Source organism: Streptomyces sp. NPDC020597, assembly GCF_044335095.1.
In the GTDB taxonomy this organism is placed as follows: Bacteria; Actinomycetota; Actinomycetes; order Streptomycetales; family Streptomycetaceae; genus Streptomyces.
In genome coordinates this window covers 123120-136277 of sequence record NZ_JBIRUL010000013.1, presented here as the reverse complement: position 1 = coordinate 136277, position 13158 = coordinate 123120, and the positions used below count along the sequence as shown (strand labels likewise).

The 13158-nt window shown below is 72.7% G+C and carries 12 protein-coding genes and 1 pseudogene; 8 read left to right on the top strand and 5 right to left on the bottom strand.

Going from position 1 to position 13158, the window contains the following annotated elements; all coding sequences use genetic code 11:
• Nucleotides 1–14 precede the first annotated feature (14 nt).
• Nucleotides 15–1007, top strand: a complete 993-nt coding sequence (gene mgrA, locus ACH4ZA_RS23230; protein WP_398431354.1) for an L-glyceraldehyde 3-phosphate reductase — start codon at nucleotides 15–17, stop codon at nucleotides 1005–1007.
• Between the two features lie 336 nt (nucleotides 1008–1343).
• On the opposite strand, the gene ACH4ZA_RS23225 is transcribed toward mgrA, so the two are convergent.
• Nucleotides 1344–1727: a nuclear transport factor 2 family protein gene (locus ACH4ZA_RS23225; protein WP_398431353.1), complete on the bottom strand. Its 384-nt coding sequence runs from the start codon at nucleotides 1725–1727 to the stop codon at nucleotides 1344–1346.
• Nucleotides 1728–2034: 307 nt separating this feature from the next.
• Here ACH4ZA_RS23225 and ACH4ZA_RS23220 point away from each other — a divergent pair, with 307 nt between their 5' ends.
• The 4 genes and pseudogenes from ACH4ZA_RS23220 to ACH4ZA_RS23205 all read left to right on the top strand — a co-directional run bounded on the left by ACH4ZA_RS23220 (nucleotide 2035) and on the right by ACH4ZA_RS23205 (nucleotide 6648).
• Nucleotides 2035–2445 carry a hypothetical protein gene (locus ACH4ZA_RS23220; RefSeq protein WP_351678497.1) on the top strand — a complete coding sequence of 137 codons (411 nt, stop codon included), beginning with the start codon at nucleotides 2035–2037 and terminating at the stop codon, nucleotides 2443–2445.
• An 86-nt stretch (nucleotides 2446–2531) separates the two neighbouring features.
• The gene (locus tag ACH4ZA_RS23215) at nucleotides 2532–4871 is read left to right on the top strand and encodes an FHA domain-containing protein (RefSeq protein ID WP_398431351.1); all 2340 of its coding nucleotides are present in this window, start codon (nucleotides 2532–2534) and stop codon (nucleotides 4869–4871) included.
• Between the two features lie 8 nt (nucleotides 4872–4879).
• Nucleotides 4880–5383: pseudogene (locus ACH4ZA_RS23210) on the top strand (hypothetical protein); the annotation flags it as partial.
• A 284-nt stretch (nucleotides 5384–5667) separates the two neighbouring features.
• Complete coding sequence (locus tag ACH4ZA_RS23205; RefSeq protein WP_398431350.1) at nucleotides 5668–6648, top strand: serine/threonine-protein kinase; 981 nt, start codon at nucleotides 5668–5670, stop codon at nucleotides 6646–6648.
• 118 nt (nucleotides 6649–6766) lie between these two features.
• Here the strand turns inward: ACH4ZA_RS23205 and ACH4ZA_RS23200 are convergent, their stop codons facing one another.
• Nucleotides 6767–8041, bottom strand: a complete 1275-nt coding sequence (locus tag ACH4ZA_RS23200; protein ID WP_398431348.1) for a streptophobe family protein — start codon at nucleotides 8039–8041, stop codon at nucleotides 6767–6769.
• A gap of 237 nt (nucleotides 8042–8278) precedes the next feature.
• Here ACH4ZA_RS23200 and ACH4ZA_RS23195 point away from each other — a divergent pair, with 237 nt between their 5' ends.
• Together ACH4ZA_RS23195 and ACH4ZA_RS23190 are read left to right on the top strand one after the other, a co-directional pair.
• Nucleotides 8279–9595, top strand: coding sequence for a DUF6777 domain-containing protein (locus tag ACH4ZA_RS23195; protein WP_398431346.1), 1317 nt, complete (start codon nucleotides 8279–8281; stop codon nucleotides 9593–9595).
• 193 nt (nucleotides 9596–9788) lie between these two features.
• Nucleotides 9789–10235: an ATP-binding protein gene (locus ACH4ZA_RS23190; RefSeq protein WP_398431344.1), complete on the top strand. Its 447-nt coding sequence runs from the start codon at nucleotides 9789–9791 to the stop codon at nucleotides 10233–10235.
• A 42-nt stretch (nucleotides 10236–10277) separates the two neighbouring features.
• On the opposite strand, the gene ACH4ZA_RS23185 is transcribed toward ACH4ZA_RS23190, so the two are convergent.
• Nucleotides 10278–11168, bottom strand: coding sequence for an RNA polymerase sigma factor SigF (locus tag ACH4ZA_RS23185; RefSeq protein WP_398431342.1), 891 nt, complete (start codon nucleotides 11166–11168; stop codon nucleotides 10278–10280).
• Nucleotides 11169–11428: 260 nt separating this feature from the next.
• Here ACH4ZA_RS23185 and ACH4ZA_RS23180 point away from each other — a divergent pair, with 260 nt between their 5' ends.
• Nucleotides 11429–11875 carry a helix-turn-helix domain-containing protein gene (locus ACH4ZA_RS23180; protein ID WP_398431340.1) on the top strand — a complete coding sequence of 149 codons (447 nt, stop codon included), beginning with the start codon at nucleotides 11429–11431 and terminating at the stop codon, nucleotides 11873–11875.
• 21 nt (nucleotides 11876–11896) lie between these two features.
• Here ACH4ZA_RS23180 and ACH4ZA_RS23175 read toward each other — a convergent pair whose 3' ends face one another.
• Both ACH4ZA_RS23175 and ACH4ZA_RS23170 read right to left on the bottom strand, forming a co-directional pair.
• On the bottom strand, nucleotides 11897–12499 hold the full coding sequence (locus tag ACH4ZA_RS23175) for a ClpP family protease (RefSeq protein ID WP_398431338.1): 603 nt from the start codon (nucleotides 12497–12499) through the stop codon (nucleotides 11897–11899).
• Nucleotide 12500: 1 nt separating this feature from the next.
• Nucleotides 12501–13139, bottom strand: a complete 639-nt coding sequence (locus ACH4ZA_RS23170) for an ATP-dependent Clp protease proteolytic subunit (RefSeq protein WP_398431336.1) — start codon at nucleotides 13137–13139, stop codon at nucleotides 12501–12503.
• Between the last annotated feature and the right edge of the window lie 19 nt (nucleotides 13140–13158).

The window sequence follows — 13158 nt, the reverse complement described above, 5'->3', positions numbered from 1 at the left end:
CCTCTGGAGTCGCGTTGTACACCGCACACCCCGACCGTTACGCGGACATGCCCTACCGGCGCACCGGACGCAGCGGCCTGAAGCTTCCCGCGCTGTCGCTCGGCCTGTGGCACAACTTCGGCCCGGACCGCCCCGTCGAGACGCAGCGGGCCATCCTGCGCCGCGCCTTCGATCTCGGCATCACCCACTTCGACCTCGCCAACAACTACGGCCCGCCGCCCGGCGCCGCCGAGTCCGCGCTCGGCGGGTTCCTGAAGAGCGACTTCGCGGCGTACCGCGACGAACTGGTGATCTCCACCAAGGCCGGCTACCTGATGTGGCCCGGCCCGTACGGGGAGTGGGGCTCGCGCAAGTACGTGCTGTCCTCGCTGGACCAGAGCCTGAAGCGGATGGGTCTGGACTACGTCGACGTCTTCTACTCGCACCGCCCTGACCCGCAGACTCCGCTGGAGGAGACGATGGGCGCCCTGCACTCGGCGGTCCAGCAGGGCAAGGCCCTGTACGTCGGCGTCTCCAACTACTCCGCGGAGCAGACCCGGGAGGCGGCCCGGATCCTCGGCGAACTGGGCACCCCGCTCCTCATCCATCAGCCGCGCTACTCGATGCTCGACCGCCGCCCGGAGAGCGAGGGCCTGCTGGACGCCCTGGACGAGCTCCAGGTCGGGTCGATCGTGTTCTCACCGCTGGAGCAGGGGCTGCTCACCGGCCGCTACCTGAACGGCATCCCGGAGGACTCGCGGGCGGCGAGCGACAGCCCGTTCCTGAAGTCCGAGGCGGTCACCGAGGAGCTCGTCGGCAAGCTGCGCGCCCTCGACGAGATCGCGAAGTCCCGCGGCCAGTCCCTCGCACAGCTCGCGCTCGCCTGGGTGCTGCGCGGCGGCCGGGTGACCTCCGCACTCGTCGGAGCGAGCAGCGCCCGCCAGATCGAGGACAGCGTCGGCGCGCTGGCCCGCCTGGACTTCGAGGCCGAGGAGCTGTCCCGGATCGACGCGGTGATCAACGGCTGACGCGGGTGATCGCCGGCTGAGCCGTCGCGTCGGACGGTGCTCACCGGGTCGTCCGGTTCTCCGACGGCACTGCGCACCTCGGTTCCCGCGACGGGTCGGCGCGTCCGGATGAAGCGACGGAATCGGGCCGGGCGGCGCAAGTCCAGCCCCGTTCGCAGGACACGTGCGCGGCGCGCCGGTGTAAAACCCGTGCGGGACGCCGGTGAATTCGGCATTCCGTATTCCGTTTCCCGTGCCCGGGGCATCCTTCGTTTTCGCGATCTCCCCCGCCCGCGGCGGCCGTACGGCGGTCTCGCACCGTTACCACCGCCCGGGCGGGGGAATTCGCCGCCGGACTCAGGCTCCGGCCGGCACCCGGTCCAGGAATCCCAGGACGGACGTGATCCGGTCCTGCGCGTCCAGGGTGATGACGTCGGATCCGGCCACCGGGGCGACGCCCGAGGACTCGCTCACCAGTTCCCAGGAGAACCGGGCCGTGTCGTGGTGGCCGTCGACCGCGCCGGAGAGCCGGAAGACGAAGCCCGGGAACTGCGCGTGCGCCGCAGCGACCACGGCCGCGATCTCCTCGTGACCGCGGACGTCGGCGAGGGGGTCGGTGTACCCGCCTCCCACGGCCCACGCGGCGGCGACGGCCTTCGCCAGCGTCTCGGGCTCCCGTGCGTTCCAGGCCTCGAAGTAGCGGGCGACGGCGTTCTCGTAGCGGTCGGTGTTCGCGGACATGGGAAATCAGCCCCCAGGAAGGTCGTCGATACTGGTCAGGTCCCGGATTCGGGCCTTCGCCGATCCGGTGTGACCACCTTGCCCGCACCCGCCGTCCGGGTCGATTACCCGCCGGGTAATGACGGTGCCCGGCAAAGCTCGCCGCATTTCGGCCATGAATCATGAGGAATATGCCAGGAGACTGGCCAAAAAGACATGGTGACAGTGATTCAGCAGTGAACATACTCGAACGTCGGGGGCAGTTTCCCCACAGGAGCCGCACGGAAAGCGAGGCGCGACCGGCAAGCGAGCACCGGGGGAGAGGGACGTGCACGACGAATTCCTGTGCCATGTCACCGCGTACGGCGTCTGCGACGGCCGGCGCATAGGCGTACCGCTGGGCACCTATCGCGCGCCGACGCTGGCGCTCGCCCTGTGGTGGCTGCGGGACCGGGCGTCCTGGATGGCGGAACGACTGGATCCGCTGCCCGAGAGCGAGTATTTCCCGCCGGGCGCGCTCGTCCCCGTCGCCGACACCGTGCAGGACGTGCCCGGGCTGCTGCGGGCCTGGTGCGCCGACACGGGCCGACAGGAGCTGGTGGCCGACGAGCTGGCGGGCGGCAGGCTGGTGCGGATCGCGATCAGCGACGACACCACCGAGTACGAGCTCCTCGCGGAGTCCGTGGACGCACTGCGCATGCAGCGCACCGTCCCGGCCCTCGTCCTCCCGGTCGGCTGACGGGCCGCCCGTGCCGCGCACCTCCCGTCAGGCACACACGCGTCTCCCGTCAGGCACACAAGGGTGCCAATCGATAGAATTCAGACATGACGGAGCGGCCGGTCTCCTCGACTGCGCCCGAACTCGTGCTGGAGACCGAGACGGGCTCGACTCTGCTGATCCCGGGCCACGACTACCGCCTGGGGCGGGACCCGCAGAGCGACATCGTCATCGACGACACCCGCGTCTCCTGGCACCACGCGGTGCTGCGGCCCGACGGCGACCACTGGACCCTCGAGGACGACCACAGCACCAACGGCACCTACGCCGACGGGCGTCAGGTCCACGAGTGGGGCGTCGGCCCCGGCAGCGTGATCCGCTTCGGAAGCCCGTCCGACGGGCCCCGCGTCGTCCTGTCCGGCCTGGCTCCGGTGGCGCCCGAGCGGCCGTCCGCCGTCTCCATGCCCGCCCTGACCGGCACCTTCCGGCAGCCCACCCACGTCCGGCCGCTGCCCCCGCGCACCGTGCGCATCGGCCGTGCCGTCGACAACGAACTCGTCGTCGACGACCTCGTCGTCTCCCGTCGGCACGCCGAACTGCGGGCACTGCCCGACGGCGGCCACGAGATCGTCGACCTCGGCAGCCACAACGGCACCTATCTCAACGGGCTGCCCGTCGAGCGCGCCCCGGTCGGCCCCGGCGACATCGTCGGCATCGGCCACTCGGCGTTCTGCCTGGTCGGGGACCAGCTCCAGGAGTACGTCGACACCGGTGAGGTCTCCCTCGACGTGCAGGACCTGACGGTCACCGTCGACCGCGGCCGCAAGGTGCTCCTCGACCACGTGTCGTTCCCGGTGGGGGAGAAGTGCCTGCTCGCCGTCGTCGGGCCCAGCGGCGCGGGCAAGTCCACCCTGCTCGGCGCCCTCACCGGCCAGCGCCCCGCCGGCCACGGCACCGTGGTCTACGACGGCCGCGACCTCTACCGCGACTACGCCGAGCTGCGCCAGCGCATCGGCCTCGTCCCGCAGGACGACATCCTGCACGCCCAGCTGACCGTGCGCAGCGCCCTCGCCTACGCCGCCGAACTGCGCTTCCCGCAGGACACCGCCAAGGCGGAGCGCCGCGAGCGGGTGGAGGAGGTCATCCGGGAACTCGGCCTCCAGGAGCGCGCCGACCAGCCGGTGCACAGCCTCTCCGGCGGGCAGCGCAAGCGTGTCAGCGTGGCCCTGGAACTGCTCACCAAGCCCTCGCTGCTCTTCCTCGACGAGCCGACGTCCGGTCTCGACCCGGGCATGGACCGCTCGGTGATGCACATGTTGCGCGGCCTCGCCGACGACGGCCGCACCGTCATCGTCGTCACGCACAGCGTCCTCAGCCTCGACGTCTGCGACCGGCTGCTGGTGCTCGCGCCCGGCGGCAAGGTCGCCTACTACGGCCCGCCCGAGGACGCGCTCGCCTTCTTCGGCTTCGAGCAGTGGCCCGAGGCATTCGAGGCCTTCGAGCGCGACCAGGACCGCGACTGGGCGGGGGAGTACCACGACTCGCCGTCGCGCCGGCGCTACGTCCTCGACGACAGCGAACAGCCCCGGCTGCCGCGTTCCGGACCGGTGATCATGCTGCCGCCGCCGCGTCCCCGCAGCCGGAGCGCCCAGGTCGGCACCCTGGTGCGCCGCTACACCTCCGCCCTCGCAGCCGACCGCACCTTCCTCGCCATCATGATCGCGCTGCCGTTCGTCATGGGCGTCATGGCCCGGGCTCTCGCGGGCGGAGAGCTGACCCGGGACACGGCGATGAACGCACTGCTCATCCTGTGCGTCGGAGGCGTCCTGACCGGAGCCGCCAACGCGGTGCGCGAACTCGTCAAGGAACGCGTGATCTACCAGCGGGAACGCGCCGTGGGCCTGTCCAGATCGGCGTATCTGATGTCCAAGGTCGTGGTGCTGGGCACGGTGACCGTCGTGCAGGCGGTGGTCCTCACCCTGGTCGCCCTGCTCGGCGTCGACCTGCACGCGCCCGGCGGCGAGGGCGTGCTGATGCCGCCCCTCGTCGAGATCACCGTCGCCGTGGCGCTGCTGTCCTTCACCGCGATGATGCTCGGACTCCTGGTCTCCGCGCTGGTGCGCAAGGAGGAGGTGACGATGCCGTTGCTGGTGCTGCTCGCCATCGTCCAGGTGGTCTTCTGCGGGGCGCTGCTGCAACTGAGCGGTGTGCCCGGCCTGGACCAGCTGTCGTGGCTGGTTCCCTCACGGTGGGCGCTCGGCGCGATGGCCGGCACCATCGGGCTGTCCCGGATCGTGCCCGGCGACCTCACCGGCGACCCGCTGTTCGAGCACTCGGCCGGGACTTGGCTGCTGGACGTGGGCATGCTGGTCGTGCTCTCGGCGGCCTTCGGATTCATCGTCTCCCGGCTGTTGCGCCGGCACGAGCCCGCGGTGATGCGGAAGTAGGGCGGCGCATGACGACTCCCGGATTCAGCCCGACGCACGTCGTCCCCCAGCACGGCATGCCCGCCTGGGAGGAGCCCGATCCGGCCCGCCCCACCATGCCGCTCGACCCGCTGCTGCCGGTCCGGCTCCTGGAGCGGCGCGGCGACTGGGGACGCGTGCTGTGCTCCAACGGCTGGTCGGCCTGGGTGGACGGCCGCGCTCTGGTCGCCGTCCCCCAGGACCCGCCCCGTGCCGGCGGCCCGCACACGGCCGCGGCCGACCCGCGCCCCCTCCTCGACCGTGCCGAACAGGCCCTGGCGCGGTACCGCGAGGCGGTGGAGGAGCTGGCGGACGGCGGCCTCGACGGCGAGTCGTTCCGCCGCCGCACCCAGGGGCTGCGGCTCGGCGTGGTCGTCGACGGCGAGGACGTCTGGATGTACGACTCCGTCGCCGGGCGCTGGGTGTACGGCGACGGGACCCGCCTCAGCACGTACGCGACGGACCGTGCGCCGCACGCGACGGCGGAGCCGCCGGACCCGCCGGAGGGCCTCGGCCGGGATCGCCGCCGGGACCGGGACCGGAACCGAGGCCGAGACACAGGCCGGGACCGGGACCAGGACCGTGACTGGGAGCGAGACACGGGCCGGGACCAGGACCGTGACTGGGAGCGAGACACGAGCCGGGACCAGGACCGTGACCGAGACCGGGGCCGGGGCCGGGACCAGGGCCGGGACCGCGCCGGGGACCGTGAACAGGGTCGGCAGCAGGATCTCGACCACACCGTCACCCGGATCGTGAACCGGGACCGGAGACCCTGATGGCACATCAGACCAGCCCCTTCTCCGGCCGGCCCTCCGAACTGGTCGGGCGGCAGGTGGCCGGCTACCGCATCGAGCGCGAGATCGGCCGCGGCGGCATGGCCGTCGTCTACCGCGCCCACGACCTGCGCCTGGACCGGACGGTCGCGCTCAAGCTGCTCGCGCCGGAGCTGGCCCGCAACGACGTGTTCCGCAAGCGGTTCACCCACGAGTCGCGGGCGGCCGCGGCGATCGACCATCCGCACATCGTGCCCGTCTTCGAGGCGGACGAGACCGACGGCGTGCTGTACATCGCGATGCGCTACGTCGAGGGCAGCGACCTGCGGCATCTGCTCGACCGGCAGGGTCCGCTGCCGCTGGCGAAGGCCGTCCGCATCGCCGCGCAGATCGCCTCGGCGCTGGACGCCGCGCACGAGCACGGGCTCGTGCACCGGGACGTCAAGCCCGGCAACATCCTGGTGGCCCGGGGCACCGACACCGACCATCCCGAGCACGCCTATCTCACCGACTTCGGGCTGACGAAGAAGTCGCTGTCCCTGACCGGGTTCACCACGGTCGGCCAGTTCGTCGGCACGCTCGACTACGTCTCGCCCGAGCAGATCTCCGGGCGCCCCGTCGACGGGCGCTGCGACGTGTACGGGTTCGCCTGCGTCGTCTACGAGTGCCTGGCGGGCCGTCCGCCCTTCCTCCGCGACGACGACATGGCGCTGCTGTGGGCCCACCAGAACGCCGACCCGCCGCTGCTGACACAGACCCGGCCCGACCTGCCTGCGCATGTGGACCGGGTGTTCGTCCGGGCCCTCGCGAAGAGCCCGGACGACCGTCAGGAGACCTGCGGGGCGTTCGTCGCCGAGCTGAGGTCGACGGGAGGCCGCGAGCAACCGGCGGCGCACCCGCCGACGGAACTGGTGGACGCCCTGCCGAGGGCGCTCGAGCCTCCGCTCTGGGCGCGCCCGGTGTTCGGCGCCCGCCGGCCCTGACCCCGGGCCCCGCAGCTCGTGAGCCCCGCAGCTCCTTCCTGAGCCCCGCAGGTCCTGAGCCCCGGCGGTCCTGCGGCCCGTACGCGACTGCGCCGGCGCTGCGACCGCGGCGGCGGCGTCAGCGCGGCGGGGGCTGCGCTCCCCGGCGGCGGACCAGACCGGCCAGCAGGCCGCCCAGAAGCCCGGTGACCAGGCCCCAAAGCGCGGCGAGGCCCAGGGCCGACCACAGCCGGGGCCGCAGGTACAGCTCCCCGGACAGGTTGCCGCCGAGGTCGCCGAGCCCGAGCACGGACAGGCCGTAGTGCGCGGAGATCCGGCAGACCAGGCAGATCATCAGCACCGTGAGCACCAGCGCGACGGCCATGTGCAGGGAGTGCCGCCAGGCCGGCGTGTTCGGCGGTGAGTGCGCCGCCATCAGGAACCCCGCCCCCACCAGCAGAACCGCGTCCACCACGACCAGCCACCAGACCCGGCCGTCGTACGCGGCGAGGGCGCCGAGGTCGAGCCGAGCGGTCTCCTTGCCGCGCAGCACCTCGTCCAGCACATGCGGCATCGGCAGCCCGAAGGGCCCCTCGACCCGGCCGTCCCAGCCGGCGCCCAGTCCGACGGTGAACGCCAGCCACACGAGGTTGGGCAGGCCGAGCAGGATCACCGCGAGGGTCTCGGCGGCGTGTCCACGGGTCGCCGCGACGACGAGCGCGATGACGACGCCCAGGGCGACGCAGACCAGCAGCAGCACGACCATCGCGTGCGCGGCGGGCCGCACCGGCTCCTGGAAGCGCAGCAGCCGGGCAGGCAACGGGGCCCCGCGCGCGACGAGCAGGGCCAGTACCAGCACTCCGGTCAGCCAGAGCAGTCCGACCAGGACCGTCACCGCCACGTCCGTTCTGAAGCCGACCTCGGGACCGACGTCGAACAGGTCGCCCAGATCGCTCAGGGCGCCGTCGCCGAGGGACACCTTGAAGGTCTGGCGGGCGGCGATTGCCAGGCCGAGCAGGCCGAGCAGCCACCCGGCGGCGATCCGGGCCGCCCAGCCGGCCAGCTCGGCCGCGCCGGCGACCGCCCGGTGGCGCAGCGGCCACAGGAATCCGGCGCCGACGACGAGCGCCCCGACGAGGGTCACGGACAGCGGGATCACCGTCAGGCCGGCGTCGGTCTCGGCGAGGCCGCCCGCGTCGCCGACGAGTTCGACCGTGCCGCCGACGGCCGTGACGACGGTCGCCGCGACCACCCGGGGGAAGGCCCCCTCGGGCAGATCCCCGGCCCCGGCCGCCCACAGTCCCAGTGCGGCCGTCACGCCCATGGCGATCAGTCCGGCCAGCGCTGTGACGACCGCGCGCACCCAGCCGTGCGCCGGGGATCCTGCCTGGTCGTGGGGGGTCTGCGCACTCACCCTGTCACGCTAAGCAGCGCCGGGGGAGTACGCCCGTCGGGAGGGACCGTACGGGCTCGGCTTGCGGGCGGCGCCCGACCGGAGCACACAATGGTCATGGTGGAAGAAAGCGGCGCATATCGGATGAATCCGGTTTGCGCCGGTCGCACGTCCCGCAGGCGCGCGGTCCTGCCGGCCCGCCGATCGCCTCGGCTCCGTCGGACACCGTGTCGCGGGAACCCCACGTCGGGAGTGCTCGTGAGCGTCGAACCGCCGTCGTCCGGCCGTCCCTCGGAACCGCCCACCGAACCGTCCGGGCGGCCGACCGGCCCCCCCTCCGGTCCGCTGTCCTCGGGTTCCTCGCAGCCGCCCCAGGGCCCGCCCGCCCCGCCGTCGGGCGGCGACTTCGGAGCGGGCGGAGGGCCGCCGCACCTGCCGTGGTGGAAGTCCGCGCCCCGGATCGCGCTGATCACCGTCGCCGTCGTGGCCGCCACCGCGCTCGCCCTCGTGCTGACCCTGCCCGGCGGCGGCACGTCCGACCAGGCCGGCGAGGTGTTCATGCAGCCGGCCGGCGAGGTCGGCCCGAACCCCGTGACCACGACCTCCGCGACGAAGGCGTCCGTCCCGCCCGCCACGGTCGCCCCCTCGGGCTCGGCCCCGGCCCAGAACACCGTGCCCGCCGTCCGCGGCGGCGAGCCCGGACTGTACGGCGGCACCCGCAACGTCGCCAGCTGCGACGTGGAGCAGCAGATCACGGCCCTCCAGCAGGCGCCCCAGAAGAACGCGGCGTTCGCCTCGGTGGTCGGGATCGACCCGTCCGGCGTCCCCGCCTACCTGCGTTCGCTCACCTCGGTGCAGCTGCGCCTGGACACCCGCGTCACCAATCACGGATACCGCGACGGCCGCGCCACCACCTACCAGGCGATCCTGCAGGCCGGAACGGCCGTCCTGGTCGACCGGCTCGGCGTGCCCCGGGTGCGCTGCGCCTGCGGAAACCCGCTGACCCCGCCCGTCGCCCAGCAGAGCGGGTACCGGCGGACGGGCCAGTCGTGGCCGACGTACAGCCCCGCGACCACCGTCACGGTCATGCCGTCCACGACCGTGATCAAGGTCTTCGTCCTCTACGACCCCCATCACTCCCACCACTGGTTCGCCCGCCGGCCGGGCGACGACGGGCACAAGGACCGGCCCACGCGCCCCCCGGCGCACAGCACCCCGTCCATCATCGTCGCCCCGCCGAGCTCCCTGACCAGCCCCGCGTCCCCGCCGTGCGTATCGCCGGCGACCGGTGACGTGACCGGCACCGCCAGCCCGCCCGGATGCGTCCTGCCGCCGTCGTCCGGCTCGTCCACCGGGGAGCCGTCGTCGAAGCCGCCGTCCTCCGAGTCCCCGAGCTCCAAGCCGCCGTCCTCCGAGTCGCCGAGCTCCGAGCCGCCGTCGTCGAAGCCGCCGTCCTCGAAGCCGCCGTCGTCGAAGCCGCCGTCCTCCGAAGCGCCTGCGTCGCCGTCGCCGCCGAGCTCGCTGTCCGAGCTGTCGAGCGCGCCCGGCAGCTCGCTCTCGGCGCTGTCGCAGTAGACGCGTGCGCCCGGCCGTGAGCAGGCCTCACCTCGCTCACGGCCGGATCCGTTCGGGGCCGCCCGCACTGTGAGGTACGGCATGGCCGTAGCCTTGACGGGTCAGATATGACGGGGACTGCACGGCGCGGCACGGGGTACGAGCACTGGTGCACAGCAGCGTCCGGACAGTCCGGCCTCCGAGAGAGAACTGCATGATCGAGCACCTGGACGGGGCAGTGATACCGACTGGTTTCGACGTACCCGTGGAACCGCTGCGGCGCGCGGCGCACTACACGGGGGACCCCGGCTGCATAGCCGAGGCGCGTGCCTTCGCCGCGCACTTCGTCGACCAGCTCAGGACCGAGTGGTGCGCCACGGTGGGCGAGCGCGTGTGCGGTGAGGTGATGCTGGTGGTCAGCGAACTGGTCACCAACGCCGACCGGCACAGCAACGGGCCGTACATCCTCGAACTGGAGGGCACCGAGGCCTCGGTCACCGTGAGCGTCTACGACAGCAGCGACGCCCTGCCCATGCGGTATCCCAAGGACCCCGAGCGGGTCGGCCGGCACGGCCTGGAGATCGTGCACGCGGTGGCCGTGCAGGTCACCGCCGAGCGCGTGCCGGTCGGCAAGCGGGTCCGCGCGGTGCTCAGCTTCTGACGGCAGGCCGGGCGCGACGCGAGCCGGCCTGCCGCGGACGGGTCAGGCGCAGCCCAGCTCGCCCAGCATCCCCTGCCGCAGCCGCCCGATGATCCGCTTGATCAGGCGGGACACGTGCATCTGGGAGCAGCCGAGGCGCTCGCCGATCTCCGACTGGGTGGCCTCCTCCACGAACCGCAGATGGATGATCCGCCGGTCGCGCTCGCTGAGTTCCGCCATGAGCGGGGCGAGCGAGTGGAAGTCGTCGACGAGTCCCAGCCTGTCCTCCTCCACGCCGATGAAGTCCGCGAGGACCGACTCGCCCCGCTCGGAGCCGTCGCCGGCGGTGAGCGCCGCGTCGAGCGAGGAGGAGGTGTAGCCGTTGGAGGCGATCTGCGCCTCGATCACCTGTTCGGGTGAGAGGTTCATCAGTGTGGCCAGCTCCGCCACCGTCGGCTCCCGGTCCAGTCGGCTGGAGAGCTCCTCGCGCGCCTTCGCCAGCTCGACGCGCAGCTCCTGGAGCCGCCGCGGGACGTGCACCGCCCACGTCGTGTCCCGGAAGAACCGCTTGATCTCGCCGACGATGTACGGCAGCGCGAACGACGTGAACTCGACCTCGCGCGCCACCTCGAACCGGTCGATGGCCTTGATCAAGCCGATCATCCCGGTCTGGACGAGGTCCTCCATGTCGTCCCCGCGGCCGCGGAACCGGCCCGCCGCGAAGCGCACCAGGGACATGTTCATCTCGATGAGGGTGTTGCGCGCGTACTGGTGCTCGGGCGTGCCCTCCTCGAGGCCGGCCAGCCGCCGGAAGAACTGGCGGGACAGTTCGCGCGCGTCGCGTGGAGCCACGCTCCGCGGCGCCTCGATGCCGGGCAGCGGCGCGTCGGGCGCTCCTGCCCCTGCGGCGTTCTCGACGACCTCGGCCTTCGACCGGCCAACGGCGGTCTGCATGGCTCTCCCTCGAGTCGCGGTACTCGGTCACCGTGCCCCGCACCGTCACGGTTCGGCGTGCGTCGTGCTCGTTGCGTGAGCGGGCACCCGCACACGGCACCGCTCGGGGATGCGGGTACCCGCTCACGCACGACCCATGCGTACGGGGCGGGCTGCGGTGGGGCGCTCGCCGCCGGCCGCTTCCCCCTGCGTCCGCCGATTCCACCCAGGGCGCAACGCATCGCCCTTCCCGGGGCGGCCTGCTCTCCTAGGCTGGGAAGGTGAGCCACCAGACGCCGAACCGAGCCCGCGTGATCCCGCTGCGCCCGTCCGCCGGGCGCCCGGGCGCCGCCCCCGCCGGACCCGTGCCCGCTGCCCCCGTGCCCCCCGCGGCGCCCGGGACCGCTCCCCGGACGACGCCGCGCGAACCCCTGCTGCGCGACCTCGTCGGAGACGTCCTGCGCCGTGAACGCCAGGCGCAGGAGCGCACGTTGAAGGACGTCGCCGACGAGGCGCGTATCTCCATGCCGTACCTCTCGGAGGTGGAGCGGGGCCGCAAGGAGGCCTCATCGGAGGTGCTCGCGGCCGCCGCCCAGGCCCTCGGTCTCAGCCTGGGCGACCTACTGGCCCGGGCCCAGGGGGAGTTGGCCCGGCACACCGCCCGGCGCGCCGTGCGGAGCCGGGCGACGACCGCATCGAGGCATGACGGTCTCTGCCTGGCCGCCTGACGAGCCGCGCGGGCCGGCGTCTCACACCGTCAGGGGACGCCGGCTCAGCACCTCGTCGGCCAGGCCGTACGCGACCGCCTCCTGTGCGGTGAACACCTTGTCGCGGTCCATGTCCGCGTGCAGGGTCGCGACGTCGTGGCCGGTGTGCCGGGCCAGCACCTCCTCCACCTGGGCGCGGATGCGGACCATCTCCTTGGCCTGCAGCGCGAGATCCGAGACCGTGCCCTGCCGGCCGCCGCTGGCCGGCTGCCCCAGCAGCACGCGCGCGTGCTCCAGCACGAGCCGCCGGCCGGGATCGCCGCCCGCCAGCAGCACGGCCGCCGTCGAGGCCGCCTGTCCGACGCACAGCGTCGCGATCGGCGCCCGGACGAACGTCATCGTGTCGTAGATCGCCATCAGCGAGGTGAACGAGCCGCCCGGGGAGTTGAGGTAGATCGAGATCTCGCTCTCCGGGGACGCCGCCTCCAGATGCAGGAGTTGCGCGATCACCACGTTGGCGACGCCGTCGTCGATCTCGGTGCCGAGGAAGATGATCCGCTCGGACAGCAGCCGGCTGAACACGTCGTAGGACCGCTCGCCCTGCGGGGTCCGCTCGACCACGTTCGGAATCGTGTAGGTCCCCATGTCAGAGCCCCATCCGTCGCTTCTGCGCGGCCGGGCGGACGTCCGCGAGGGACTCCACGACCCGGTCCACCATCCCGTACTCCCTGGCCTCCTCGGCCGTGAACCAGCGGTCGCGGTCGCCGTCCCGCGAGATGGTCTGCGGGGACTGCCCGGTGTGCTCGGCGGTGATCCGCTCGATGGTCCGCTTGGTGTGCTCCAGGTTCTCCGCCTGGATCTCGATGTCCGCCGTGGTGCCGCCGATCCCGGCCGACGGCTGGTGCATCATGACGCGCGCGTTCGGCAGCGCGAACCGTTTGCCGGCCGCGCCCACGCTGAGCAGGAACTGCCCCATGCTGGCCGCGAATCCCATCACGAGGGTCGACACGTCGTTGGGGATCAGCCGCATCGTGTCGTAGATGGCGAGCCCGGCGTGCACCGATCCGCCGGGACTGTTGATGTACAGGCCGATGTCGGTGCGCGGGTCCTCCGCCGACAGGATCAGCAGCTGCGCGCAGACCCGGTTCGCGGACACCTCGTCGACCTGGGTGCCCAGCAGCACGATGCGCTGGCCGAGCAGTTGGGCGGCGAGGTGGTCGTCGAAGCGGGAGGGCGGGGTGTCGCCCTCCGCGGCGCGGGGAGCGAGAGTGGTGAGTGCGGTCATCGGGTCTCCTCGTCGTGGC

What these genes read in the sequence shown, in the direction of transcription:
- ACH4ZA_RS23225 (WP_398431353.1), bottom strand. Translation starts at nt 1,727, where the DNA reads ATGTCCGCGAACACCGACCGCTACGAGAACGCCGTCGCCCGCTACTTC.
- ACH4ZA_RS23215 (WP_398431351.1), top strand. Translation starts at nt 2,532, where the DNA reads ATGACGGAGCGGCCGGTCTCCTCGACTGCGCCCGAACTCGTGCTGGAG.
- ACH4ZA_RS23205 (WP_398431350.1), top strand. Translation starts at nt 5,668, where the DNA reads ATGGCACATCAGACCAGCCCCTTCTCCGGCCGGCCCTCCGAACTGGTC.
- ACH4ZA_RS23190 (WP_398431344.1), top strand. Translation starts at nt 9,789, where the DNA reads ATGATCGAGCACCTGGACGGGGCAGTGATACCGACTGGTTTCGACGTA.
- ACH4ZA_RS23185 (WP_398431342.1), bottom strand. Translation starts at nt 11,168, where the DNA reads ATGCAGACCGCCGTTGGCCGGTCGAAGGCCGAGGTCGTCGAGAACGCC.
- ACH4ZA_RS23175 (WP_398431338.1), bottom strand. Translation starts at nt 12,499, where the DNA reads ATGGGGACCTACACGATTCCGAACGTGGTCGAGCGGACCCCGCAGGGC.
- ACH4ZA_RS23170 (WP_398431336.1), bottom strand. Translation starts at nt 13,139, where the DNA reads ATGACCGCACTCACCACTCTCGCTCCCCGCGCCGCGGAGGGCGACACC.